We start from the raw sequence: 23,406 nt of genomic DNA on the forward strand, positions 1-23,406 counted from the left end.
TGCACTGCAAAAAACATCTGAGCAAGATGGATACGTAAGGAAGCCTGACCTATCGCGAAAATGGCAAGAAACGGAATGTTCAGGCTTTGGCACGGGCAAGAAAAAGAATGCCGGAAAGGGGTTTTCCGGCATCCTTGCGAATGGTGGTTTTGCGGATTTCGATGAGGGCAAAGCCCGTCCGCTCAAGAAGCTCGGTCACGTAGCTCTTAGAATGGGCGTAACGAAGGGATTCCCGAAGCACGAAACCGTCTTCCTCCCCCGCATCCTCCACCGAAAAGGCGAAAAAGCCTGAAGGCGCAAGCAGGGCGGAAACGAGCGGCATGACAGTATCGAGACTGCCGAGATACATCATCACATCGGCGGCGGCGACGAGGTCGGCGCGGTGCTGCGCGAGCGTGGATGTGAAGAGCCCCGAGGCCTCCGGCTCCAGCGAAAGATCGGCCTGCTCGAGATGATCGTAAAGCCCCTTTTCCTCCGCCTTGGCCAGCATGTTCTGGGAAATATCGAAACCTTCCAGCCGGTTTGCGAAAGTGCGGATTTCAACGCCAAGGAGACCGGTGCCGCAGCCAATATCGACAATGGTATCGAAGACGCCGCCTTTCGCCGCCTTGCCGATCAGTTTCGCCAGCTTTTGCGGCACGCTGTAATCCAGCTTTTCCACGAGCGAGGTTTCGAAACGGTCGGCGTAATCGTCGAACAGCCCTTCCACATAGCGGCTGGGCGGTTGCTCCGGTGTTTCGGCGGCGCCGAGAACCGCGAGTTTCAACTCGGCTGCAAACAGTCCTTCGGCGTCCAGTTCAGCGACTTTCCCGTAAGCCGCTACGGCTTTTTCAGTTTCGCCCGCTTTTTCGTGATATTCCCCGAAGCGAAACCAGCCTGCCGTCCACTGCGGCGCAAGTTCAAGCGCCTGCTCCATGAGTTCGGCGGCGGCGGGATAGTCACCGCTCTCCGCCAGCATGCGAGCATAGTCAGCCCGGCGGTCGGCAATGACGTCACCGGAAGAAAACTGGTTTGGGGCCATTCAAGATTCCTGAGAAGATGCCGGCTGTCATTTATCAAGCCACAAAAAAACTCAAGTCCTATTTCATGGCCCTGCGTGGAATTGACGAATATGACGCGATATAGTCGCCAAAACTTGCATCGAAGCATCGTGCTTTATATGTCAGGACAAAACAGGAGACGTGCTGATGGCCGGTGAGGTCAACAAAATGCTGGGTGACACGGTGGCCCGTACCGTGGTGAAACTGCTGGTGGTTTCATTGCTCGTCGGCTTTCTGATGGCTATCTTCGGATTGACGCCATGGAACATCATTTACGGCGCGCGCGATTTCGTGGTCGACCTGTGGCGCAGCGGTTTCCATGCGCTGGGCGCAATCGGCGACTATCTGATCCTCGGGGCAACGATCGTCATTCCGGTTTTCATCATCCTGCGCCTCCTGAGCTACCGTCGCTGACATGACCCAACCCACGTTTCAGACGCTTTCACGGCGCGGCTTCGTGCTGCTTTCCGCCAGCTCCGTTCTTTCCGCCTGCGTTTCCATGCCCACCAACAAGGGCATCCCCTCCGGCACTCGCGACGAGACGGCGGCGGCGCTTCCCATGGTCAACGATCTGCGCCGATCCAAAGGGCTTTCGCCGCTTGCCATCAATGGCGCGGCAAGCGGTGCTGCCGCCTATCAGGCCGGCCGCATGGTCAAGGCGCAGAAAATGGCGCATCTTATCGGCCTGACCGACAGTTTCCTGCTTCGCATGAAGGACGGCAATGTGCCGCTTCCGGCAGCGGAGAACGTGGCCGCCGGGCAGGACAGCGTCGAGCGGGTGGTCAAGGCCTGGATCGGCTCACAACATCACCTTGAAAACATGCTCGGGCCTTATAACGGCCTCGGCGTCGCGGTCGCCTATGATACGGCCAGCCGCAACCGGCCCTATTGGGCGATGGTGCTCTGCGCCTGAGGCAAAGCGGCGGGAACCACCATCTTCCCTCATTCCTGTTCCCCGGAACAAGCCCGAGGATGTTACAGGGATGAGGAAGGAGAGCCCCCTGAGGAAACGCTACCTCAACCGTTCAGACCCGCTCTCAGCCGAGATTGCGATCCGCCCAGCGGTCCACCGCGCTGTCACGCAGGTCGCGAATGGACTGTACGCCCTCGCGGGCGACCAGCTTCGACAGGCCCTTGACGATGGCCGAGGGCAGGCCCGGGCCTTCATAGACCATGCAGGAATAGAGCTGCACGAGATCGGCCCCTGCCCTCATCTTTTCCAAAGCGGTTTCTGCCGATGACACACCGCCGACGCCGATGATCGGCAGGTTGCCGCCGACGCGGCGGCGCATCTTGGCGAGAACCGTGGTGGAAAGCTCGAAGAGCGGCTTGCCCGAGAGACCGCCTGCCTCGCCCTTGTGTGGACCCGGCCTCAAGCCTTCGCGGGAAAGCGTGGTGTTCGAAACGATCAGGCCATCGAGATCATGGGCGAGCGCCTCTTCGGCAACATCGTCCAGCCCCTCTTCGGTGAGATCCGGCGCGATCTTGAGGAAGACCGGGATGCGTTTGCCGAAGCGTTCGGCTTCCACTTTCCGGCGTTCCAGCACGGCGGCGAGAAGCGCGGCAAGGCTTTCGCGCGCTTGAAGATCGCGCAGGCCGGGCGTGTTGGGCGAGGAAATATTGACGGTGAAATAGGATGCCACCGCATAAAACGCCTCGATGCCCTGCACATAGTCGGCGATGCGGTCTTCGCTATCCTTGTTGGCGCCGATATTGACACCGACGATGCCGCGCAGCTTTGCCTGCTTCAGACGCTCCAGCGCAGCGGCATGGCCTTCATTGTTGAAACCGAGGCGGTTGATGACACCTTCGTCTTCGACCAGACGGAAGATGCGCGGCCTGGGATTGCCGGATTGCGCCCTGGGCGTGACGGTGCCGATTTCGGTAAAGCCGAAACCGAGTCTCAGAAGCGGCCCCGGCACTTCCGCATTCTTGTCGTAACCCGCCGCCATGCCGAGCGGATTGGGGAAGACGAGGCCAGCCACGGTCTGTTGCAGACGCGGATCGTGCGGCACCATGCAGGTGGGCAGGAAGCCGCTTTTCAGCGCCGCAATGGACAGGCCATGGGCCTTTTCCGGATCGACCAGAAAAAGGCCCTTGCGGCCGATCGAGGAAAATAATCCGCTCATCACAAAATCTCCGGAAACTGGTGCTGGCCGTCGTGACCGAGTGAAAGCGGCGTTTCCCAAAGCACGGCGGTCAAGGGAAGAGGCGCATAAAGATGCGGGAAAAGATCGCCGCCTCTGGAGGGTTCATAGACCAGCTTGTCGCCGAGGGCCGCGCCGTCGACCGCGATCAGAAGCAGATCGACCTGGCCGGAAAAATGCCGTGCGGCGGTCTCTGCCGCCTGTTTCGCCGTTGAAAAATGAATGAAGCCGTCGGTCTGGTCGATGGCCGCACCTTCGAAGACGCCCTTCGCCTTTGCCGCGCTCCATAACGTCTCCGGCACGATTTTATAGATGATCGCGGGCGTTTCCTGCATAGGGCTCTCCAAGGCTTTCCACTCAGCGGGATTTGCCGCAAAGCTCGAAGATTGTCCACAGTTTCCACGGCATTTTATTGCGGAGAGCCTGAAAGACCGCCTGTCCACAAGCTTTTTCTTGTAATGCGGGACCGATTGGCGCAACCTTTGGCGGAGGAGCCGGGTGTGTTTCGACCACCGGCAAACGGGAGTGAGCCAGTATCAGAAAAAGAACCGCATAACGCCCTTGGGAGGGGGCCAGAATGTCGGAACTTGTCATTATCATAGCAGATGACCACCCGCTTTTTCGCGGTGCCCTGAAACAGGCCGTATCCGGCCTCGACGGGCAACAGAGCATTATTGAAGCCGGGGATTTCGAGGCTGCCCGCAGTGCAGCCGCAGCGCGCAACGATGCCGATCTCATGCTTCTCGACCTCGCCATGCCGGGGGTCAGCGGATTTTCAGGCCTGATGGCGCTCCGGGCGGAATTCTCCAGCCTGCCGATCGTCATCGTTTCGGCGACGGACGATGCGACCACCGTGCGCCGTTCCATCGAACTCGGTGCTTCCGGTTTCATTTCCAAATCCTCGGGTATCGACGATATCAGGGACGGCATCCGCGCGGTTCTGGAAGGCGATGTCTGGATACCGTCGGGTCATCAGGGCGAGAAGGAGCAGGATCCTGACGTGGCCGATCTCATCGGCCGGCTCAGAACGCTGACGCCGCAGCAAAGCCGGGTTCTGGGCATGCTAGCCGAAGGGCTGCTGAACAAGCAGATCGCCTACGAGCTCAATGTTTCCGAAGCCACCATCAAGGCGCATGTCTCCGCCATCCTGCTGAAGCTCAAGGTCGACAGCCGCACCCAGGCGGTGATCCAGCTCGCCAAGATAAATACATCGGCCATGGTGGCGTAGAAAAGGATTTTATTCCTTTCTTTGCTTTACTCCTGACCGGACATGGTCTAGATTCCGGTCAGTAAACGACAGGAGCTTTCCGCTATCGGCTCCACTTGCGGGCTTTCTATCATGCTGTCACACGAGACGATCTGGAGCGCCATCGATACGCTTGCCGAACGCCACCAGCTAACGCCTTCGGCATTGGCGAAGCGTGCCGGCCTCGACCCCACCTCGTTCAATAAATCGAAACGTTTCGGCCCGGATGGCCGCAAACGCTGGCCTTCGACGGAATCCGTCTCCAAGGTGCTGGAGGCGACGGGGGCAAGCGTCGACCAGTTTTTCGGTTATGCTTTCGGCAGGGCGCAGACCATGCAGCCTGCCAGCGCTGACAACGCCATCCCGCTTCTCGGTTTCGCGCAGGCGGGTTCCGGCGGTTTTTTCGACGATGGCGGCTTTCCGGCGGGTCAGGGCTGGGATGTGGTGGAGTTCCCCTCCTCTCCCGAGCGCAGACAGGGCGTCTATGCGCTGGAGGTGCAGGGCGAGAGCATGATGCCGCTCTACCGCGACGGCGACATCCTCATCGTGGAGCCCGGCGCACAGGTGCGGCGCGGTGACCGCGTGGTGCTGAAAAGCCGCGACGGCGAAGTGATGGCCAAGGTGCTGGCGCGGCAAAGCCCCAAAAACATCGAGCTTCTTTCGCTCAACCCGGAACATCCCAACCGCAGCTTCGACATGGCGGACGTGGAATGGATCGCCCGCATCATCTGGGCCAGCCAGTAGCCTGCAATTGCGGATACGGACTTCCCGTTTCAGCCGTCGCGGCCCGTAAGCGGGAAGAGAATATCCCCTACAGGCCGAGTGCCGTCGCCGCAGCGTCGACCGTCATGATCTTCGCACCACCGGACACCGCCCTGCGGACGAGCCTCTGCAATCTGTCTTCAGGACAGCCATAAAAACTTGGTGTGCGCGAAACATCATGGGTGAAGATGATGAGCCAGCCGCCTTCTTGCAAAACATCTTCCAGCCAGAGGTCAGCAGCGTCGAGGTAGCTCTGATCCGCACGCAATTCGACAGCGGCAAGATTATGTGGGTCGACGTTGCCCCTGTTGATGCCAGGCATGATGCCGCGTGCAGTCCTGAACCGGCGCCGCAGCAGCGGCTGCATGACCGGTGAGGCCATGCCGAAGGGAACGGAGAAATTGCGCCCGTGGCGGCTTGCATCGAACGAGCCAAGCACGCGGTCATTGCGATCGAGATCCTCCTCTAGCCCCCGTCGGGAAAAGCTCGAGAGTTTGCGATGGGAAAAGGTGTGGCAGGCAAGCTCATGGCCGGCCGCCGCCAGTTCCGAACACCCTTTCGCGGAAATCATCTGCTGTTGTTCATCGTATTGGTCGATGAACACGCCGGCGATGTAAAACGTGCCGCAAACGCCCTCGTTTTCCAGAATGCGCGCACCCGCCGTCCAGGCGGTTGCCGGCACATCGTCGAATGTGAAGGAAACGATAGGTTCGGACGTTTCGATCCGCACCGCCGGTCCCGGGAAACAGCGCACCAGCCGGTTATTGATCCGGTCTCTAAAAGTCCCGATTTTTTGCGTCATACAAAGCCCCCCGGCCTGTCTGCAAATTACTGTCCCTCTTCGAGTATGTCGTAAGCCTGATGCCTCAAACAATAGATCGCGATCAGAAGAGAAGACCAGATAGGCCCGGTTCCGGTAAAGAAATTACTCTCTAGACACGAAGAAAGTAGCGCATACACCCAAATTCTCGCAAAAAGTCGGGTCAGGCCTGGATCCGCGCCCTTGTCCACCGCCGTGCGGAAATCATTCGCCGGTATAATGACCAGCCAGATGACGGTGAGAATGAAGGCGGGCAAGCCGCCGTTCAGCAGGCTTTCGATATAGCCATTATGGGCATGGAAGGCTGAAACCGCCCAGGTGCCGGCGATATCGGCCTGCGACAGGAGCTGGTCACTCATCCAGAAGGCCTGAAACCCCTGACCGAAGATCGGTGATTGCGCGAAAGTATCGAAGGATAGCCGCCAGATGTCCGTCCGCCCGGTGAAGGTGGAATCGATGCCCAGACTTTCGACAAAATTCTGTATGCTCGGGAAATAGGTGGAGCCGACCGCGGATATGTTGATGAAGGCCAGAAGACCGCCAATCATCAGCAGAGTGCGATGAGCATGCCTTTCCATGATCCAGATCAGCGCCACGGTGACGGGCAGCAGCATGGCTGCGGTTTTTCCGTTGGTCTTCCAGAGAAAGAACCCTGCCAGCAGCGTGATGGCGAGGCCGCCCAGCGTCGACCAGGCGTTGCGCAGGTAAAGCCCGATCATGAACAGAATGATCATGGCCGGAGCGGCGGCATTCTTGTGATTGAAGATACCGCGCCAGTCACCCGCCAGCGCTTTTTCATCGAGATCATAGGGCTGATGGATCGAGCGCGAACTGAGGAAGATCACACCCAGATAACACAGCGCCAAGAGAATGATGGCGAAGATGGCCATCATCCGGTCGAACTGCCGCCGGTCGCGCGGCATGACGACAAGGACGCTGGTGATGAAGCACAGGAGCGCCGTGAAGATCAGACGTTGCAGCGACGTGCCGGGCTGGGTTCCAACCACCGAGCATATCGCCAGCCAGAAGAACAGCAGCAGAATGGGCAGCCGCGGCCGCAGCAGAAGCCCCGTCAGCCGGTGGCGCAGCGCAAAAACGCCGAGGATCAATGCGATCACGAGGCCGGTCAGCTGGTTTGCGGCGGCGTGCGGCACGGGCGGTGCTGCGAGATTTTCGAAAGGCGCGACGGAAATCCAGATATAGAGCATGGTGGCGACGAAAAAAAACGCGTCGCGCCGGCTGCCGGCAAGGGAAATGGCGCCACCTTGCGCAGACACGGGCTGCGTATCAGCCAAACGCGGCATGGTCGCCTGCATCGAAAATGGATCGTCGGATCATTGGCCTGCCTTGTGACGAACAACGAAACCCTTCTGATACAGGGCCATGTCCAAATAACCATAAACAGTCATTATCATCATTATTATGCAATTGCTTTAACCCTCTCTTACCTCAAGAGGGATAAGACAGGATAAACTGCCATTCATACGGATCGCGGACTTTCACATTATTGGCCAGTTGCGGCTTTTTCAGTTCGCTGAATTCTAAAAAGCAGCGCAGCCATTTTTGAATTCGTCCGGCAATGCCGGAAAACATGGAGAATGAGGTGTCGTTCAATACGCCGCGGCTCGGCCATCTAGTCAGATTGGGATTGACCTACATGGCGTCCGGCGGGGCGCTCCTCATGTCCAGCGCCGCCCAGCTTCTGACCTTCGCGCTGCTTGCCCGCCATCTCGGCGTCGAACAATTCGCGCTTTACGCCTCCATCACGGCCGTCACCAATCTCGGCGTCCAGATCTGCGGCATCGGTTCGCAGGAATCGCTGATCCGCCGCGTCGCGCAGGATCGCAGCATGTTTCCCGTCATGCTCGGCCACAGCTATCTCTTGAGCGCCGCGACAGGCGTCGTGCTGACGATCATCGGCATGGTGACGATCCCGGTATTTTTCCCGACCTCGGAAACATTGCTGCACACGCTGATCACCACCTTCCTGATTCTGTTCACGAACCTCGTCCTCCTGAAAGTCATCTCGCTTTCCACGCAGAGCTTCATCGCCCATTCCGACTTCGCTTCCGCCAACAAGCTGGAAGTGATGTTTGCCGTCGCCCGCACCATTGCCGCGGTGGTCGCCTGCCTCATCTTCAAGGTTGAGACTGTGGAAGCCTGGGCGCTGTGGAACCTTGCGGCCCACACCATTGCGGCCATGATATCGGTCAAGGCGATAGCCAGACTTGGTAGCCCGGTGTTCCGCATCGTGCGCGAGGAAATCCGGATCGGCATCCTGTTTTCCACCCAGTTCCTGTTCAAGGCCGTGCGCGGCAATGCCGATATTCTCGTTCTCGGCGCCATTGCCAGCGCCGAGGTGCTGGGCAGCTATTCCATCGCCCGGCGCATTCTCGACAGTTCCTATCTCTCCGTCGAGGCCCTTAACCGGCTGATCTATCCCGGCTCGGCTTCCGCCGCCCTGCAGGGCATCAGCAAGACCATCGAGCGCGCCTATAACGTGCTGAAGGCCGCGCTTTTCATCGCGACCGGCAGCGCGTTCGTCATTTTCATCATCGCGCCCTTCCTGCCGCTTTTGTTCGGCGATGAATATGTTTCGCTACCCATCATCACCCGCGTACTTTGCTGGGCGGTTCTGCCCATGGCTGTTGCCGCCACCGCACTCGAGGCGCTCGGCGCATCCGGGCGGCAGGATATTCGCGCGAAGATCTGGAACAGCGGCAATCTCATCGGTTCCGTCATCGTCGCCTTCTTCACATGGTCCTTCAGCATTTCAGGAACGATCGGCAGCTATTTCATGGTGGAAACCGCCATCGCCGCCGCCGTATGGATCGCGCTGCTGCGCCTGCGCCGCAATGAAGAGGTTTTCGCGCCAGCCAAATAAGAGCTGGCATAGGAGCCGATCTGGTGGCCGGCTCTCCCTAATAGAGCCCATAAGGGAAATAACGCCGGTAGATTTCTTCCAGCCGACCGTTGCGGGAAAGGGCCGCCAGCGCCTGATCGAAAGCCGGAACAAGCACGTTGTCGGGATCGACGGCCATGATGGACAGGCCTTCACCGAGAAACCTGTCGGACATATAGGGACCGCCGAAGAGCGCGCAGCAGCCTTCGGACGCGCTTCCGGAAACCCAGAAAGGCAGGCGCAGACCGTCGGCGAAAATGGCGTCCACCTTGCCTTTCTTCAGCGCGTCATACATCGGTTCGTAGCCGTCGAAGCCCTCGGCCGCAGCCTTTGGAAAGAACGCCTTCAGCATCTGCTCGTGCCGCGAGCCGGCAACCACACCCACCTTCTTTCCCGAAAACGCATCGGCACCGGAGCCGGTGAATTTCGCCGCCTTGTTCACCGCAAGACGGGCGGGCATCAGGAGATAGGGCCGCGAGAAGGTAAAACTCTTGCGCAGGTCGGCGGTGGTGGCGAGGCCGGAAATCACAGCTTCACCCTCGCCCAATTCCAAAGCCGCCTCCAGCTCGTCAAATGGCAGCGCCTGCACCTGGCATTTGCTTTCGACCTTCAACTGAGCGCAGATTTCACGCACCAGATCGACATGGAACCCCGCAAGCCGGCCTTCCTGATCGGTAAAATTGAAGGGCGGGAAATCGACCGACATCAGAAATCTGATGCGGGGAACGGAAGAAAGATCGCCGCCCGGAAACCGCTCCTGCGCATCGAAAAGCACCGGCATCCGGCTTCCGTCCGACAGGTTCTCCGCGCGCAGGCCATCAATAAAACATGTCAATTGTAAAGCGAAAGCTAAAGTAAATCCGAAAGTTATATTTCGCGTTACATCAGTCATTCTCATCTATACTATCCGCGACAGGAAGTGGGCGACACCATGACGGCGGCGGCAATGCATGGATTATTTTAGGCAATATACACGAGATTCGTTTTGTACGACGCCAGTGACACGAAAAATTGCATTTTCCCACGCCAGTGATGATCCCCTTTCAACCGCTTCCGAACAGGATCAGGCTGGACAAGCCCGCTTTCTTTCTTCGCTGGGATTTGGCAGACCCTATATCGAGGCATTCAAACAGCGGGCTCTGGAAAATGGCTCGACTTTGGAAGACGAGTTACTGGCAAGCGGTCTCGTCACGGCGGACGCCTATTTCGGCGCTTTCGCCAGATTGCTGCGATTGCCGTTTTTCCCGGAGATCGAGCCGGATCGGGTGACGGACTTAAACAAGCTGGACACTCAGCTCTCCGAGCCGAGGTTTCTGCGCTTGACGCCGCTGAACGGCGCGCCCACGCTTCTGATCGTGCCGGAACTGGCGCGGATGACGTCGCTGAAAAACATGCTGGATCAGCGTCCGCGCCTTCTCGACGAATTTGCTGTAACAACGCCGCAAGCCATGCGCAGCGCAATCTGGAAAGCCGGCGAGGCCCGTCGCTCGGCGGAAACCCAGCACCGGCTTTTCAACATGGCGCCGCAGCATTCCGCCAGGATCACCCTGCATGGCGAGCAGGGTTTTTGCAGCGGCGTTCTCGTCACCCTGCTGATCATGTCGCTACTGTTTTACACGGAAGCGGCATTGACATATCTGCATGTCACCCTGACGCTTCTGTACCTTTTGACCCTGCTCTTCAGGTTGTTCGCTCTCGTCCATGCACCCCGTGAAAACGACGCGACAACCGTCTTGCCTCTTCGGCAGGAAGACGAACTGCCGGTCTATACCATTCTGGTGGCGCTTTACCGGGAAGAGGCCGTGGTCGGACAGCTCATCGGTGCATTGGAGCGTCTGGACTGGCCCAAATCCCGGCTGGACATCAAGCTTGTCTGTGAGGCGGACGACAGCGCGACTATCGAGGCCATCCAGAAGATAAATCCCGGCCCGCATATAGAGGTCGTGAGGGTGCCCCCTTCCCTGCCGCGCACCAAACCAAAGGCCCTTACCTATGCACTTTCCGGCGCGCGCGGTGCATTCGTTGTCGTCTATGACGCCGAGGACCGGCCCCACCCGCAGCAATTGCGCGAAGCCCATGCCGCCTTCCGCAACGAACCGGACGAGGTTGCCTGCCTGCAGGCGCCGCTTATCATCAGCAATGCCTCTTCCTCTTGGCTAAGTGCCTGTTTCGCCTTGGAATATTCCGGCCTCTTCCGTTGCATCTTACCTGCCCTTGCCGCACATGGCTTACCGCTGCCGCTTGGCGGCACCTCCAATCACTTCCGGACCGCTGTGCTGCGGAAGGCAGGCGCCTGGGATCCCTATAATGTAACCGAGGACGCTGATCTCGGCCTCAGGCTGCATCGGCTCGGTTACCGCTCCGGCGTCATCCGGCGACAGACGCTGGAGGATGCGCCAACCTCGCCACCGGTGTGGCTGAACCAGCGAACACGCTGGTACAAAGGTTGGCTGCAAAGCTGGCTTGTGATGACCCGTTCGCCATTTGCGACAGCACGTGACATGGGATGGATTGCTTATATGGTTTTTCAGCTGCTGATCGGCGGCATGCTTCTGTCATCTCTGGCCCATCCCCTGCTCTTCGTTTCCCTGGCATTCATGACTATCGCCCTCCGGGAAGATGGCGTCGATCTGCTACTTACCTGGCAGGGTCTTCTGTTTGTTATCGATATGCTGAATATCGTCGGAAGCTACACGATCTTCGTGCTGATGGGTCGAACCAGAATGATCGCCTATGAAAGACGGCATGTCGGAAGGCGGTGGCTGGCAATGCCCGCATATTGGCTGATGCTGTCCATCGCGGCCTGGCGGGCCGTGGTGGAACTCAGGACCAACCCCTTTGCATGGAACAAAACGCCCCACGCGCCAGCCGTCAGGAATACCTCATGATCCGGCATCTTCGATAGAACCAAAACAGTCGAGATACTTGTTTCGAGCAGCGGCGGCTCACGGCTCCTATCACATTACCGCTGCCAGCAAAGCCGCCTCAGGCCTTACGTTATTACCGCCGTCATCGATAACGCGAGCCGGTGCCTTGCCGAACGAAGCTCCTCCTTCGGCAAGGTGCTTCATTTCATCCTGAAGGCGACCGAACCGCTCTACTTGGCAACGAGCTTGTTCTTAATCAGGCCGACGATGATCTGCACGATCAGACCGCCGACACCGCCGCCAACCAGCTGGCCGGCGAGAGCGCCGATATCCACGCCGCCAGCTGCCGCGTCTCCCGCTGCGCCGAGCAACGAACCGAGCACAGTTCCGCCGCCGAGGCCGCCGATGGCACCTGCAATCAGATTGCCGAGCGAACCAAGATCGGAGTCCTTCACTATCTTTCCGCCTGCCGTGCCGCCTACCGCACCGCCGACGATCTGGGCCAATATCGAAGCAAGATCCATGTCATCCTCCTCAGTCGTTTCCCCGACCATTCGAGGAAACAAAGCCTCTTATTCATGTCTGGGCAGGTTGAACCGAACCGGCATGGCCGGCCTTCTCTTCCTCGCCGAAGATTTTCCAGATCGCGGCTCCGATGGCGCCGCCGAGGATCGGAGCGAGCCAGAACAGCCAGAGCTGCTGCAGCGCCCATCCGCCAACGAACAATGCCTGTCCCGTGGAGCGGGCCGGATTGACGGATGTGTTGGTGACCGGAATGGAAATCAGATGAATAAGGGTAAGGGCAAGACCGATGGCGATCGGCGCGAAGCCGGCCGGAACCCTGCCATGTGTCGACCCCAGAATGACGATCACGAAAAACGCCGTCAGGATGACTTCGATCAGCAGCGCCGATACGAGAGAATATCCACCCGGAGAGTGTTCGCCATAACCATTGGCGGCAAAACCGCCAATGTCAGCCCCCGCCTTGCCGGTGAAGATGACATAAAGCGCCGCAGCCGCGACGATCGCCCCCAGAACCTGCACCACGATGTAAGGCACGAGGCTCGCTGCCGGGAATTTACCCGCAACGGTGAGGCCGACTGAAACGGCCGGATTGAAGTGACCGCCCGAAATGCCGCCTACCGCATAGGCCATGGTCAGAACCGTCAGACCGAAAGCGAAAGCGACGCCAAGGAAGCCGATGCCGAGTTCTGGAAAGGCTGCGGAAAAAACCGCACTGCCGCATCCTCCGAACACGAGCCAAAAGGTTCCCAGAAATTCCGAAAGAAGTTTGCGACTCATAACACTTCCCCTATGTTACGATCGCATCAACTATTACGTGCAATTTAATTGTAGTCAAGCTAAATCGCATATTCGCTCGGTCCGCGAATATAACGGCGGCAAGCGGCCTATTATTTGCTGGGGTGGAATTGGAGCGGGTGAAGGGAATCGAACCCTCGTATTCAGCTTGGGAAGCTGCTGCTCTACCATTGAGCTACACCCGCGCCGCGCATAAGACATCGGATAGTTCGTAGCGGGTGTCAAGCACCCGCCGGGTTTGTTATTCTGCGCGAAAATGCTTGGAGAGCTTCAGTCCTTGGGCCTGATAGTTGGAGCCGAGGCCGCTGCCATAGAGGCCTTCCGGTTTTTCCAGCATATGCTCGTAAACAAGCCGACCGACGATCTGCCCGTGTTCGAGGATGAAGGGCACTTCGTGGCTGCGCACTTCGAGCACGGCGCGGCTGCCGGTGCCGCCCGCCTGCGCATGGCCGAAGCCCGGATCGAAGAAGCCGGCGTAGTGCACACGGAATTCGCCTACCAGCGGGTCGAAGGGCGTCATTTCAGCCGCGTAAAGCGGCGGAACGTGGACGGCTTCGCGCGAGACGAGAATATAGAATTCATCCGGGTCGAGGATCAGTTCGGCGCGGCCGCGCGCGTAGAGCGGCTCCCAGAAATCGAGAACGTCATGCTGGGCCTTCTTGTCGACATCCACCACCGCCGTGTGATGTTTGCCGCGATAACCGATCAGTCCGTTTTCGCCGAAACCCTTGAGGTCGATCGAAAGCGCGATGCCGCCGCCGGTCACGTTGGGCGTGTCGCTGGCGACCAGCATTTCCGTCTCGTGCAGCTTCAGCAGTTCACTTTCGTTGAGCAGCGAATGGCCGATGCGGAAGCGGATCTGTGACAGGCGCGAGCCGCGGCGCACAACGATGGGGAAAGTGCGCGGGCTGATTTCCAGATAGAGCGGGCCGGCATAGCCTGCCGGTATCTTGTCGAATTCCTGCGCATTATCGGTCATGACGCGGGTGAAGATATCAAGACGGCCGGTCGAGCTTTTCGGATTGGCCGAGGCCGACATGTCCGCCGGCAGCGCGAGGCTTTCCATCAAGGGGACGATATAAACGCAGCCGGTTTCCAGCACCGCGCCCTGGGTGAGGTCGATCTCGTGGAGGCTCAGACGATTGAGCTTGTCGATCACCCGGGTTCCCGGACCGGGCATGAAGCTGGCGCGAACACGATAGGCCTTGGAGCCGAGCCTGAGATCGAGGCTGGCGGGCTGCACCTGATCAGCATCGAGATCGGCCTCGCTCTTCAGCTTGCCGCCCCCAAACAACGCCTTGATCGCGCCATCCGCCAAAATGCCCGTGGTTCTGGTCATGGTTGTCATTCCTTTTTACGGCGACAAAACCAAAAGGAAAGCATTGACGCAAGCCGATAACGGCAGTATGGCAAGCTTATCCCGTGGTGATTTGGCCGGTCGGCTTGCAGCCACGTTAAACAAGTGGCTAAAAAGACCGGGTGCTAGGAACCGGTCTGCTTTTGCGGCCGGTTTTTTTGTTTTGAAGGGGATCACATGAGCAATAAATGGCGCCCGGCAACCCAGCTGGTTCACGGCGGTACGCTACGCTCACCGTATGGTGAAACGTCGGAAGCGATCTATTTGACCCAGGGTTTCGTATACGAAAACTCCGAAGCCGCCGAAGCGCGCTTCAAGGGCGAAACAGACGGTTTCATCTACGCCCGCTATGCGAGCCCCACCAATGACATGTTCGAAAAGCGCATGTGCCTGCTGGAAGGCGCTGAAGACGCCCGCGCGCTTGCCTCGGGCATGGCCGCCGTCACCGCCGCCATCATGTGCCAGCTACGCGCCGGCGATCACATCGTTGCCGCCCGCGCCCTCTTCGGCTCCTGCCGCTGGGTGGTCGAGACGCTTGCGCCGAAATACGGCATCGAATGCACGCTGATCGACGGACGCGATCTCGGCAACTGGGAAAAGGCGATCCAGCCGAACACCAAGCTGTTCTTCCTCGAAAGCCCAACCAACCCGACGCTCGAAGTGGTGGATATTGCCGGTGTGGCGAAGCTCGCCAACCAGATCGGTGCGAAGGTCGTGGTCGACAATGTGTTTGCGACGCCACTTTTCCAGAAGCCGCTCGAACTCGGCGCGCATATCGTCGTGTATTCGGCAACCAAGCATATTGACGGCCAGGGTCGCTGCCTCGGCGGCGTGATCCTTTCCGACAAGAAGTGGATCGAGGAAGAACTGCAGGATTATTTCCGCCATACAGGCCCGGCCATGTCGCCTTTCAATGCCTGGACGCTTCTGAAGGGTATCGAGACGCTGCCGCTGCGCGTCAAACAACAGACGGCCAATGCTGGCAAAATCGCCGATTTTCTCGCGGACAATGGCAAGGTCGCCAAGGTCATCTATCCCGGTCGCGCCGATCACCCGCAGGCGGACATTATCGCCCGGCAGATGTCGGGCGGTTCGACGCTTGTGGCTTTCGAACTGAAGGGCGGCAAGGACGCGGCCTTCAAGCTGCAGAACGCGCTTGAGATCGTGAAGATTTCAAACAATCTCGGCGACGCCAAGAGCCTCATCACCCACCCCGGCACGACGACGCACAAGAACCTCACCGACGAGGCGCGCGCCGAGCTCGGCATTTCCGGCGGCACCCTGCGCCTTTCCTGCGGTATCGAGGATACCGACGATCTGCTGGAGGATCTGGCAAAGGGTCTTTCGGCTGTTTCGGCCTGAAAATTCAATCGGCAAATCCCCATGGCCTGACCGCGTGTCGGGCCATGGTTCGCCTGTCCAGCCCGAAAGACCGCATCAGGCAACCAATATTTACCTCTACCGTTATCCCTAACGGTGGAAAAAAGCGCATCAGGAGACGCCTCCTGCCCGTCAAGTCATTCATTTTCTTGACGATAGCCAGAGCCTATAGTGTAGGATACGGCGGCAGGCATAATATCGAGGTGTGGCGCGTATGTATCGTGCTCTGACAAGGGATATCGAGGTAACGGTCGATCCGTATTATCTCGAGGAACAATCCGACCCGGATGACGATCGTTACGTCTGGGGCTACAAAGTCGTGATCGCAAACAATTCCGATATTCCGGTCACCCTCGTCAATCGCTACTGGCACATCACCGATCAGAACGGTCAGGTGGATGAGGTCTATGGACCGGGCGTCGTGGGTGAGAAGCCGCATCTGAAACCGGGCGACAGCTACGAATATTCCTCCGGCTGCCCGCTGGATACACCTTCCGGCCTGATGTTCGGCCATTATGAAATGGAAACGGAAAATGGCGAGGTGTTCAACGTCACCATACCCGCCTTTTCGCTGGATTCACCGGGTCTGATGCGGGTTTTGAACTGACCACGCGCCCGGCAAATGAAAAAGCCGCACTCTTTATAGGGCGCGGCTTTCTATTCAGGCACTTTCAAATTCGCTGACATTGTAGCGATAGGTGGTGGAGCAGAACTCGCAGGTCACGGCAATGGCACCGTCTTCCTCGCTCGCCTTGATCTCCTCGGCGGTGAAGCCTGACAGAACACCCTTGATCTTGTCCCGCGAGCAACTGCAGCGGTCGAAAACCGCCTGCGGATCATAGATGCGCACGCCGCTCTCATGGAAAAGCCTGAAAAGCAGGCGTTCCACCGGCACCTGCGGATCGGTCAGTTCGTCGGTATCCACCGTGTTCAACAGCGTGACGGCTTCCGTCCAGGCATCGTCCTCCTGCACCTCGTGACCGCTTTCATCGCCGTCACCGCCATGCAGGTCACGCATACGCAGCCGTTCGGGCGCCTGCGGCAGGAATTGCGCGATAACGCCGCCCGCACGCCAGCCATGACGCGGCTTGCCTTCGCCATCACGGTCGAAGAACTCGGCAACGCCCAGCCGTACGCGGGTGGGCAGCTGTTCCGACTGACGGAAATAGACGCCGGCAATGTCTTCCAGCGAGGAGCCATCGAGCGGCACTATGCCCTGATAGGGCTGCATGCCCGCGCCCTGATCGATTGTGAAGGCCAGAATGCCGTTGCCGAGCAATTGCTCCGGCGAGGTTGCACCTTCCGCAACCGCCGCCGCCAGCCGCTCCTCGTCGAAACGGGCATAAGCGCGCATGCTTTCCGGCGCGGTAAAATCCGCGACCAGAAGGTCGACCGGACCATCGCCCTTGGTCTGAAGCGTGAGCTTGCCGGAAAATTTGAGCGACGTGCCGATCAGCGCCGTCAGAACGGTCGCTTCCGCCAGCAGGCGGGCGACCGTCGGGGGATAGTCATGCCGCTCAAGAATGGCGTTCAACAGCGGACCCACCTGCACGGCGCGGCCGCGCACATCCAGACCTTCGACCTGAAAGGGCACAACCTTGTCGTCGCCAGCAAAATCGAGATCGTCCAGTTCAACCGTTACATCTGCCATGTCATACTCCCTGGCGCAGCCGTGGCGCCGCTACCGTCCAAAAGTCCGGCTTTTAAAATGTGCTTTTTTCGCTTGTCGCACAGAGACCCGGGAAGAGAAACCGCTTCCGGGGAAAAACGTGCAAATCGTGATGATGGCCCGCCAGCAAAACCGACGAGCCTCTTCGAAGCCCCACAGATAGTATCTATACGGTCAAGTTCAAGCACCGGCGTGACACATGTCAGGCCGGGTGCTTGCTCAGATGACGCCCATGCACCAGGCAATGATGGACTTCTGCGCGTGGAGACGGTTTTCCGCCTCGTCGAAGACCACCGATTGCGGGCCGTCGATCACGGCATCCGTCACTTCTTCGCCACGATGCGCCGGCAGGCAATGCATGAACAGCGCGTCCTTCTCCGCCTTGGCCATCAGGGCTTCGTTGACCTGATAGGGCTGGAAGATGTTGTGGCCGCGCGCCTTGTGTTCCTGGTTCATGGAGACCCAGGTATCGGTGACGACGCAATCGGCACCCGCAACCGCCTTGTCGGCGTCATGATACAGCGCGATCTCGCCACCATTGTTGCGGGCCCAGTTCAGGAACTTGTCATCGGGTTCGGAACCCATCGGCACCGCCATCGTCATGCGATAACCGAAGCGGGCAGAGCCCTCGACGAAGGAATGCAGAACATTATTACCGTCACCGGTCCAGGCGATGGTCTTGCCTTTGACCGGGCCGCGATGTTCCTCGAAGGTCATGATGTCAGCCATGATCTGGCAGGGATGCGTGTCATCCGTCAGGGCGTTGATGACCGGCACCGTCGCATGTTCGGCAAGTTCCAGCAGGCGCGAATGATCCGTCGTGCGGATCATGATGGCGTCGACGTAGCGCGACAGCACCTTGGCCGTGTCACCGATCGTTTCGGCGCGACCGAGCTGCATTTCCGTACCGGAGAGGAAAAGCGTCTCGCCGCCGAGCTGGCGCATACCGACATCGAAGGAGACGCGGGTGCGGGTGGAGGGCTTTTCGAAGATCATTGCCAGCATCTTGCCGGCAAGCGGCTTTTCCGCCGTTCCGGCCTTGGTGGCGGCCTTGCGTGCGCGGGCATCGTCAAGAATTGCCCGCAGGTCCTGCGAGCCAACGGCCGACAGGTCGAGAAAATGTTTAGGTGAAGCCATTTCAAACTGTCCCATGCTCGCGAGCCTCGGGGGAGAGGCCCGCTATTTATTGTTTCCTCAGGCGATCTTTGCCTGTTTCACTGTCAGTGAAGCGGCGGCCGCTTCCACGCGCGCCAAGCCCTCGCGGGCCTCTTCCGCCGTGGTGACGAGCGGCGGCAGAAGACGGATGACGTTGTCGCCCGCCGGCACACCCAGCAGATGCTCGGCGCGCATGGCCTGCAACAGCTCACCCGAGGGAACCTTCGCCTTGATGCCGAGAAGCAGGCCTTCGCCGCGAATCTCCTCGATGACATCGGGATAACGATCTTTCAGCGAAGCAAGGCCCTGGCGGAAGACCAGCGCGACATCACGAACCTTTTCCAGGAAGCCCTCGGAAAGGACGACATCAAGCACGGCATTACCAACAGCCATCGCCAGCGGATTGCCGCCATAGGTGGTGCCATGCACGCCGGCTGTCATGCCGGACGCGGCATCGGCCGTCGCAAGGCAGGCGCCGAGCGGGAAACCGCCGCCGATACCCTTGGCAACCGCCATGATATCGGGCGCGACACCGGTGTGCTCATAGGCAAAGAATTTGCCCGTGCGGCCGACACCGGTCTGGACCTCATCGAAAATCAGCAGCATGCCCTGGTCGTCGCAGAGCGACCGCAGCAGCTGCAGGAATTCCTTGGCTGGCGCGCGGATACCACCCTCACCCTGAATGGGCTCGATCAGAAGCGCGGCCGTCTCGTCCGTGATAGCGGCTTTCAGCGCATCAACGTCACCGAAGGGCACCTGGTCGAAACCCTCGACCTTTGGGCCGAAACCTTCGAGATATTTCTGCTGACCGCCGGCGGCGATCGTCGCGAGCGTGCGGCCGTGGAAGGCGCCTTCGAAAGTGATGATGCGGAACTTTTCCGGACGTCCCTTGGAATAGTGATAACGGCGCGCAGTCTTGATCGCACATTCCAGCGCTTCCGCGCCGGAGTTGGTGAAGAAGACCTTGTCCGCAAACGTTGCTTCCGTCAGGCGCTTTGCAAGCTTTTCCTGGCCCGGCACTTCATAAAGGTTCGAGACGTGCCAGACCTTCTCGGCCTGCGTCTTGATCGCCTCCACGAGGTGCGGATGGGCATGACCCAGCGAATTGACCGCAACGCCAGCCGCAAAATCGAGATATCGCTCACCGCTCTCCGTGTACAGCCAGACGCCCTCGCCTCGCTCAAAGCGCAGGGGGGCTCTTGCAAACGTATCGAACAATGGCGCGGCGGCTTCGGCCATGGCTGTATCACTCCTTGCGCGGTTGCGCTGTCAGACAGTTGTCAATAGGCTTTCGGGGTTATCCCTCGCCTGAAAATCAAAAATGCCGCCTTGCGGCGGCAGGGGCACTATTGTCACTTCGCCTGCCGATGTCAACAAAAGTCCGCGTTTCTCGGGCTTCTCAAGCCCTAGTAGGTGGCGGCGGATGAGGCCCAAGGTGTTGCCTTTCAGACTCAATTCGCCAGCAAGTTGGGGAAAACCGGAAAATCGATTCGAGATGATTCCCGCGACTCTTGCCACGGAGTCTGCGTGGCACTAGGTTAATCGCTAATTACTAGACTGCATTGCGGCGGAACTAGTCACCAAAAATCAGGCAGAAACCACGCTCGCGGCACGCCCGCGAGGCGGAGAGGGATTCTGCCGACATTATACGCGACGAGCGGAGAAGCGGCATGAACTGGACAGACGAACGGGTCGAAAAACTCAAGAAATTGTGGTCCGAGGGGCTTAGCGCCAGCCAGATAGCAGCACAGCTGGGCGGCGTCAGCCGTAATGCCGTTATCGGCAAGGTGCACCGTCTCAACCTGCCGGGTCGTGTCAAGGCTGGCGGCCCGGTCACTTCGGCGCGTTCCACGCCCAAGCGGACTGCGGCCCCTGCCCCACGCGCGACGAATTTCGTGGGCCGTGTCGGCACAGCGCCTGCTCGGGTTCTTACCCGTTCCAACGCAGCAACGGCTCTTCAGGAAGAGATCGGCATCGAGACCGCGGAAGTCCTCGATTACGTTCCTTCCAGAAACGTCGTCACCCCGATTTCGCGTCGCCTGACGCTGACGGAACTGACGGAGCGCACCTGCAAGTGGCCGGTCGGCGATCCCTTGAAAGACGATTTCCATTTCTGCGGTTGTGAAGCGCTGGAATCTTCGCCCTATTGCAAGTTCCATGCGAAACTCGCCTACCAGCCGGTGAGCGAGCGCCGTAAAGCTTGAGTGTTGCGGCACGCATTTGACACTCAAAAACTACGGGCCTTCGGGCCCGTTTTTTTGTGACAAAACCAGAGCGGATTGAAATGAACCAAAACAATAGGCCCGATACCAATGCGGTTTCGGGCCTATTGCTTTTGCGGGAAATTACTTCAAACAGAACGCGTCAGTCGGATGATACCCGCTCAGGCTTCCATCGAGTAGCCGGCGCCGCGCACGGTGCGGATGACATCCTGCATATGCGAAAAATTGAGCGCCTTGCGTAGCCGTCCGACATGGACGTCAACAGTGCGCTCATCCACATAGATATCGTGACCCCAGACACCATCCAGCAACTGCGAGCGGGAAAACACCCGGCCGGGAGAGGTCATCAGAAACTCCAGCAGGCGGAATTCCGTCGGACCGAGGCGCACTTCGCGGCTCTTACGATGAACACGGTGGGTCTCGCGATCCAGCTCGATATCACCGCATTTCAGCACCGACGACAGAACCTCAGGCCGGGCCCGCCGCAGCATGGCCTTGACGCGGGCCATGAGTTCCGGTGTCGAGAACGGCTTGACGACATAGTCGTCTGCGCCTGTTGCGAGACCACGAACGCGCTCGCTTTCCTCGCCGCGCGCCGTCAGCATGATGATGGGCAGGCGTTCGGTTTCCGGCCGCATTCTGAGCCGACGGCACAGTTCGATGCCGGAAACACCGGGAAGCATCCAATCCAGGATAAGAAGGTCCGGAATACGTTCCTGCAGCCGAATTTCGGCCTCGTCTCCACGGGGTATCGTGTCGACGTCATATCCCTCAGCCTCGAGATTGTAACGAAGCAGGACGCTCAGCGCTTCCTCATCTTCCACAACTGCAATCTTGGGCACCATATACTAACTCCGCAAGCCGCTGCCTGTCTGTTACTCGGTCACCGAACCGAGCGTGTTGGAACTGTCATCCTTAGGACGTTCGCCTTCCGGCTGGCTGCCGGTGGTCATGTAATAGATCGTCTCGGCGATATTGGTGGCATGGTCACCGATACGCTCGATGTTCTTGGCGCAGAACAGAAGATGCGTGCAGGTGGTGATGTTACGCGGATCTTCCATCATGTAGGTCAAAAGCTCACGGAAGAGCGACGTATACATGGCGTCGATTTCCTCGTCGCGCTCGCGGATGGCATTGGCCTTCTCCGCCGAACGTGTCGAATAGACGTCGAGGACTTCCTTGAGCTGTACCAGCGCCAGCTCCGAAAGGTGTTCGATGCCGCGGGCGAGCTTACGCGGCACGCCCGTTCCGGCGACCGCTATGACACGCTTGGCAGTGTTCTTACCGAGGTCGCCAACGCGTTCGAGGTCGGCGGCGATACGCAGGGTGCCGATGATCTCGCGAAGGTCTGCCGCCATCGGCTGGCGCCTGGCGATTGTGACGATGGCCTTGTCGCCGATCTCACGCTCGGAATGATCGAGGATCGCGTCGTCGGAAATGACCTTCTGAGCGAGTGCAGCGTCGGAGTTGACGAGCGCACGCACGGCGTCGGCGCACATCTGTTCCGCCAGACCGCCCATTTCGGCGATACGACGCGTCAGGAATTTCAGTTCGTCGTCATAGGCCGACAGGATATGCGAATGGGTCGTTGTCTGTGTCATGGTATAGTCCTCCGGCTTGGCCTGCATGCGCGTACCCGGAAGCGGGCACGGCAGAGGCACCAGTCTTGTTCGGTTTCGATAAAACGCCGGCCGGGTATCAGCCGAAGCGGCCCATGATGTAGTCCTGCGTGCGCTGATCGTCCGGATTGGTGAACATCTTGTCGGTTTCGTTTTCCTCGACAAGGTGACCAAGGTGGAACATGGCCGTGCGCTGGGAAACACGCGCCGCCTGCTGCATGGAGTGCGTGACGATGACGATCGTGTAATTGGTACGCAGCTCGTGGATCAGCTCTTCGACCTTTGCGGTCGCGATCGGGTCCAGCGCCGAGCAGGGTTCGTCCATCAGGATCACTTCCGGGCTGACGGCAACCGCGCGGGCGATGCACAGGCGCTGCTGCTGACCGCCGGAAAGACCCGTGCCGGATTCCTGCAGGCGATCCTTCACTTCGTTCCAGAGACCGGCCTTCTGCAGGCTATGTTCGACGATCTGGTCCATATCCGCCTTGTTGCGGGCGAGACCATGGATGCGCGGACCGTAGGAAATGTTTTCGTAGATCGACTTCGGGAAAGGGTTCGGCTTCTGGAACACCATGCCGACGCGGGCGCGCAATTCCACGACATCGATTGCCTGATCGTAGATATCGTCGGTATCGAGCGTGATCTTGCCGGTCACCCGGCAACCGTCGATCGTGTCGTTCATGCGGTTCAGGGTGCGCAGGAAGGTGGATTTACCGCAGCCAGACGGGCCGATAAGCGCGGTCACCGTATTTTCGCGAACATTCAGGTTCACGTCGTAAAGCGCACGCTTTTCGCCGTAATAAACCGAAACGTCCTTGCCGATCATCTTGTATGAGACTTCATTCATTTTCTTGTCCAGCGCCTTTTCAACTGCTGCTTCCGACAACATGTTCATTGCTC

General features: G+C 59.1%; 26 protein-coding genes, 1 tRNA gene and 1 riboswitch. Of the genes, 9 read left to right on the plus strand and 18 right to left on the minus strand.

Annotation, left to right across the window (positions count from 1 at the left end; genetic code table 11):
• Positions 1 to 79 precede the first annotated feature (79 nt).
• The gene (locus tag AGR1_RS11165) at positions 80 to 1,021 is read right to left on the minus strand and encodes a class I SAM-dependent methyltransferase (protein WP_162927440.1); all 942 of its coding nucleotides are present in this window, start codon (positions 1,019 to 1,021) and stop codon (positions 80 to 82) included.
• 166 nt (positions 1,022 to 1,187) lie between these two features.
• On the opposite strand from AGR1_RS11165, the gene AGR1_RS11170 reads away from it, so the two are divergent.
• Both AGR1_RS11170 and AGR1_RS11175 read left to right on the plus strand, forming a co-directional pair.
• On the plus strand, positions 1,188 to 1,454 hold the full coding sequence (locus tag AGR1_RS11170; RefSeq protein WP_003493739.1) for a DUF6460 domain-containing protein: 267 nt from the start codon (positions 1,188 to 1,190) through the stop codon (positions 1,452 to 1,454).
• 1 nt (position 1,455) lies between these two features.
• On the plus strand, positions 1,456 to 1,953 hold the full coding sequence (locus AGR1_RS11175; RefSeq protein ID WP_080791419.1) for a CAP domain-containing protein: 498 nt from the start codon (positions 1,456 to 1,458) through the stop codon (positions 1,951 to 1,953).
• Between the two features lie 124 nt (positions 1,954 to 2,077).
• On the opposite strand, the gene AGR1_RS11180 is transcribed toward AGR1_RS11175, so the two are convergent.
• Entirely contained in the window at positions 2,078 to 3,169 is a 1,092-nt protein-coding gene (locus AGR1_RS11180; protein WP_080791420.1) for a quinone-dependent dihydroorotate dehydrogenase, read from the minus strand.
• Positions 3,169 to 3,522 (minus strand): DUF952 domain-containing protein, encoded by a 354-nt coding sequence (locus AGR1_RS11185; protein WP_080791421.1) that lies wholly within the window; start codon positions 3,520 to 3,522, stop codon positions 3,169 to 3,171. Before AGR1_RS11185 ends, AGR1_RS11180 begins: the two co-directional genes overlap by 1 nt.
• 242 nt (positions 3,523 to 3,764) lie before the next feature.
• Between AGR1_RS11185 and AGR1_RS11190 the strand changes: the two genes are divergently transcribed.
• Together AGR1_RS11190 and AGR1_RS11195 are read left to right on the plus strand one after the other, a co-directional pair.
• Positions 3,765 to 4,415, plus strand: a complete 651-nt coding sequence (locus AGR1_RS11190; RefSeq protein WP_077985377.1) for a response regulator transcription factor — start codon at positions 3,765 to 3,767, stop codon at positions 4,413 to 4,415.
• Positions 4,416 to 4,526: 111 nt separating this feature from the next.
• Positions 4,527 to 5,177 carry a helix-turn-helix transcriptional regulator gene (locus AGR1_RS11195; protein WP_080791423.1) on the plus strand — a complete coding sequence of 217 codons (651 nt, stop codon included), beginning with the start codon at positions 4,527 to 4,529 and terminating at the stop codon, positions 5,175 to 5,177.
• A gap of 67 nt (positions 5,178 to 5,244) precedes the next feature.
• On the opposite strand, the gene AGR1_RS11200 is transcribed toward AGR1_RS11195, so the two are convergent.
• The 3 genes from AGR1_RS11200 to AGR1_RS29570 all read right to left on the minus strand — a co-directional run bounded on the left by AGR1_RS11200 (position 5,245) and on the right by AGR1_RS29570 (position 7,629).
• The gene (locus tag AGR1_RS11200; RefSeq protein WP_080791424.1) at positions 5,245 to 5,997 is read right to left on the minus strand and encodes a polysaccharide deacetylase family protein; all 753 of its coding nucleotides are present in this window, start codon (positions 5,995 to 5,997) and stop codon (positions 5,245 to 5,247) included.
• A gap of 26 nt (positions 5,998 to 6,023) precedes the next feature.
• Entirely contained in the window at positions 6,024 to 7,319 is a 1,296-nt protein-coding gene (gene uppY / locus AGR1_RS11205) for a Wzy-type polysaccharide biosynthesis protein UppY (RefSeq protein WP_080793223.1), read from the minus strand.
• A 145-nt stretch (positions 7,320 to 7,464) separates the two neighbouring features.
• Positions 7,465 to 7,629: a hypothetical protein gene (locus AGR1_RS29570; RefSeq protein WP_162927293.1), complete on the minus strand. Its 165-nt coding sequence runs from the start codon at positions 7,627 to 7,629 to the stop codon at positions 7,465 to 7,467.
• On the opposite strand from AGR1_RS29570, the gene uppX reads away from it, so the two are divergent.
• On the plus strand, positions 7,607 to 8,899 hold the full coding sequence (uppX, locus tag AGR1_RS11210) for a Wzx-type polysaccharide biosynthesis protein UppX (RefSeq protein ID WP_187772117.1): 1,293 nt from the start codon (positions 7,607 to 7,609) through the stop codon (positions 8,897 to 8,899). The two genes, AGR1_RS29570 and uppX, sit on opposite strands and share 23 nt — an antisense overlap.
• A gap of 37 nt (positions 8,900 to 8,936) precedes the next feature.
• On the opposite strand, the gene AGR1_RS11215 is transcribed toward uppX, so the two are convergent.
• Positions 8,937 to 9,698, minus strand: coding sequence for a transporter substrate-binding domain-containing protein (locus AGR1_RS11215; RefSeq protein ID WP_149146926.1), 762 nt, complete (start codon positions 9,696 to 9,698; stop codon positions 8,937 to 8,939).
• A 169-nt stretch (positions 9,699 to 9,867) separates the two neighbouring features.
• Between AGR1_RS11215 and AGR1_RS11220 the strand changes: the two genes are divergently transcribed.
• Positions 9,868 to 11,805 carry a glycosyltransferase gene (locus AGR1_RS11220; RefSeq protein WP_187772118.1) on the plus strand — a complete coding sequence of 646 codons (1,938 nt, stop codon included), beginning with the start codon at positions 9,868 to 9,870 and terminating at the stop codon, positions 11,803 to 11,805.
• Between the two features lie 209 nt (positions 11,806 to 12,014).
• On the opposite strand, the gene AGR1_RS11225 is transcribed toward AGR1_RS11220, so the two are convergent.
• The 4 genes from AGR1_RS11225 to AGR1_RS11240 all read right to left on the minus strand — a co-directional run bounded on the left by AGR1_RS11225 (position 12,015) and on the right by AGR1_RS11240 (position 14,443).
• Entirely contained in the window at positions 12,015 to 12,308 is a 294-nt protein-coding gene (locus tag AGR1_RS11225) for a hypothetical protein (protein WP_162520452.1), read from the minus strand.
• A 52-nt stretch (positions 12,309 to 12,360) separates the two neighbouring features.
• The gene (gene aqpZ, locus AGR1_RS11230) at positions 12,361 to 13,086 is read right to left on the minus strand and encodes an aquaporin Z (protein WP_149146927.1); all 726 of its coding nucleotides are present in this window, start codon (positions 13,084 to 13,086) and stop codon (positions 12,361 to 12,363) included.
• Positions 13,087 to 13,215: 129 nt separating this feature from the next.
• Positions 13,216 to 13,289, minus strand: a tRNA-Gly gene (locus AGR1_RS11235).
• 56 nt (positions 13,290 to 13,345) lie between these two features.
• Entirely contained in the window at positions 13,346 to 14,443 is a 1,098-nt protein-coding gene (locus AGR1_RS11240) for a 2'-deoxycytidine 5'-triphosphate deaminase (protein ID WP_149146928.1), read from the minus strand.
• A gap of 73 nt (positions 14,444 to 14,516) precedes the next feature.
• A riboswitch (SAM riboswitch) is annotated at positions 14,517 to 14,595 on the plus strand.
• Between the two features lie 43 nt (positions 14,596 to 14,638).
• On the opposite strand from AGR1_RS11240, the gene AGR1_RS11245 reads away from it, so the two are divergent.
• Positions 14,639 to 15,823 (plus strand): O-succinylhomoserine sulfhydrylase, encoded by a 1,185-nt coding sequence (locus AGR1_RS11245; protein ID WP_080791427.1) that lies wholly within the window; start codon positions 14,639 to 14,641, stop codon positions 15,821 to 15,823.
• Between the two features lie 232 nt (positions 15,824 to 16,055).
• Positions 16,056 to 16,448 (plus strand): Co2+/Mg2+ efflux protein ApaG, encoded by a 393-nt coding sequence (gene apaG / locus AGR1_RS11250; RefSeq protein WP_003503545.1) that lies wholly within the window; start codon positions 16,056 to 16,058, stop codon positions 16,446 to 16,448.
• Between the two features lie 54 nt (positions 16,449 to 16,502).
• Here apaG and AGR1_RS11255 read toward each other — a convergent pair whose 3' ends face one another.
• The 4 genes from AGR1_RS11255 to AGR1_RS11270 all read right to left on the minus strand — a co-directional run bounded on the left by AGR1_RS11255 (position 16,503) and on the right by AGR1_RS11270 (position 20,183).
• A complete protein-coding gene (locus tag AGR1_RS11255) occupies positions 16,503 to 17,492 on the minus strand; it encodes an Hsp33 family molecular chaperone (protein WP_149146929.1) in 990 nt (329 codons plus the stop codon).
• Between the two features lie 237 nt (positions 17,493 to 17,729).
• Entirely contained in the window at positions 17,730 to 18,647 is a 918-nt protein-coding gene (gene argF / locus AGR1_RS11260) for an ornithine carbamoyltransferase (RefSeq protein ID WP_080791429.1), read from the minus strand.
• 57 nt (positions 18,648 to 18,704) lie between these two features.
• On the minus strand, positions 18,705 to 19,904 hold the full coding sequence (locus AGR1_RS11265) for an aspartate aminotransferase family protein (protein ID WP_149146930.1): 1,200 nt from the start codon (positions 19,902 to 19,904) through the stop codon (positions 18,705 to 18,707).
• Positions 19,905 to 19,934: 30 nt separating this feature from the next.
• The gene (locus tag AGR1_RS11270) at positions 19,935 to 20,183 is read right to left on the minus strand and encodes a hypothetical protein (RefSeq protein WP_080791431.1); all 249 of its coding nucleotides are present in this window, start codon (positions 20,181 to 20,183) and stop codon (positions 19,935 to 19,937) included.
• Between the two features lie 152 nt (positions 20,184 to 20,335).
• Between AGR1_RS11270 and AGR1_RS11275 the strand changes: the two genes are divergently transcribed.
• The gene (locus tag AGR1_RS11275; RefSeq protein ID WP_080791432.1) at positions 20,336 to 20,869 is read left to right on the plus strand and encodes a GcrA family cell cycle regulator; all 534 of its coding nucleotides are present in this window, start codon (positions 20,336 to 20,338) and stop codon (positions 20,867 to 20,869) included.
• A 179-nt stretch (positions 20,870 to 21,048) separates the two neighbouring features.
• On the opposite strand, the gene phoB is transcribed toward AGR1_RS11275, so the two are convergent.
• The 3 genes from phoB to pstB all read right to left on the minus strand — a co-directional run bounded on the left by phoB (position 21,049) and on the right by pstB (position 23,401).
• Positions 21,049 to 21,732 (minus strand): phosphate regulon transcriptional regulator PhoB, encoded by a 684-nt coding sequence (gene phoB / locus AGR1_RS11280; RefSeq protein ID WP_003493692.1) that lies wholly within the window; start codon positions 21,730 to 21,732, stop codon positions 21,049 to 21,051.
• Positions 21,733 to 21,762: 30 nt separating this feature from the next.
• A complete protein-coding gene (gene phoU, locus AGR1_RS11285) occupies positions 21,763 to 22,488 on the minus strand; it encodes a phosphate signaling complex protein PhoU (protein ID WP_077985368.1) in 726 nt (241 codons plus the stop codon).
• 97 nt (positions 22,489 to 22,585) lie between these two features.
• Positions 22,586 to 23,401 carry a phosphate ABC transporter ATP-binding protein PstB gene (gene pstB / locus AGR1_RS11290; RefSeq protein WP_080791433.1) on the minus strand — a complete coding sequence of 272 codons (816 nt, stop codon included), beginning with the start codon at positions 23,399 to 23,401 and terminating at the stop codon, positions 22,586 to 22,588.
• Between the last annotated feature and the right edge of the window lie 5 nt (positions 23,402 to 23,406).

Source organism: Agrobacterium sp. B1(2019) (genome assembly GCF_008274755.1).
In the GTDB taxonomy this organism is placed as follows: Bacteria; Pseudomonadota; Alphaproteobacteria; order Rhizobiales; family Rhizobiaceae; genus Agrobacterium; species Agrobacterium salinitolerans.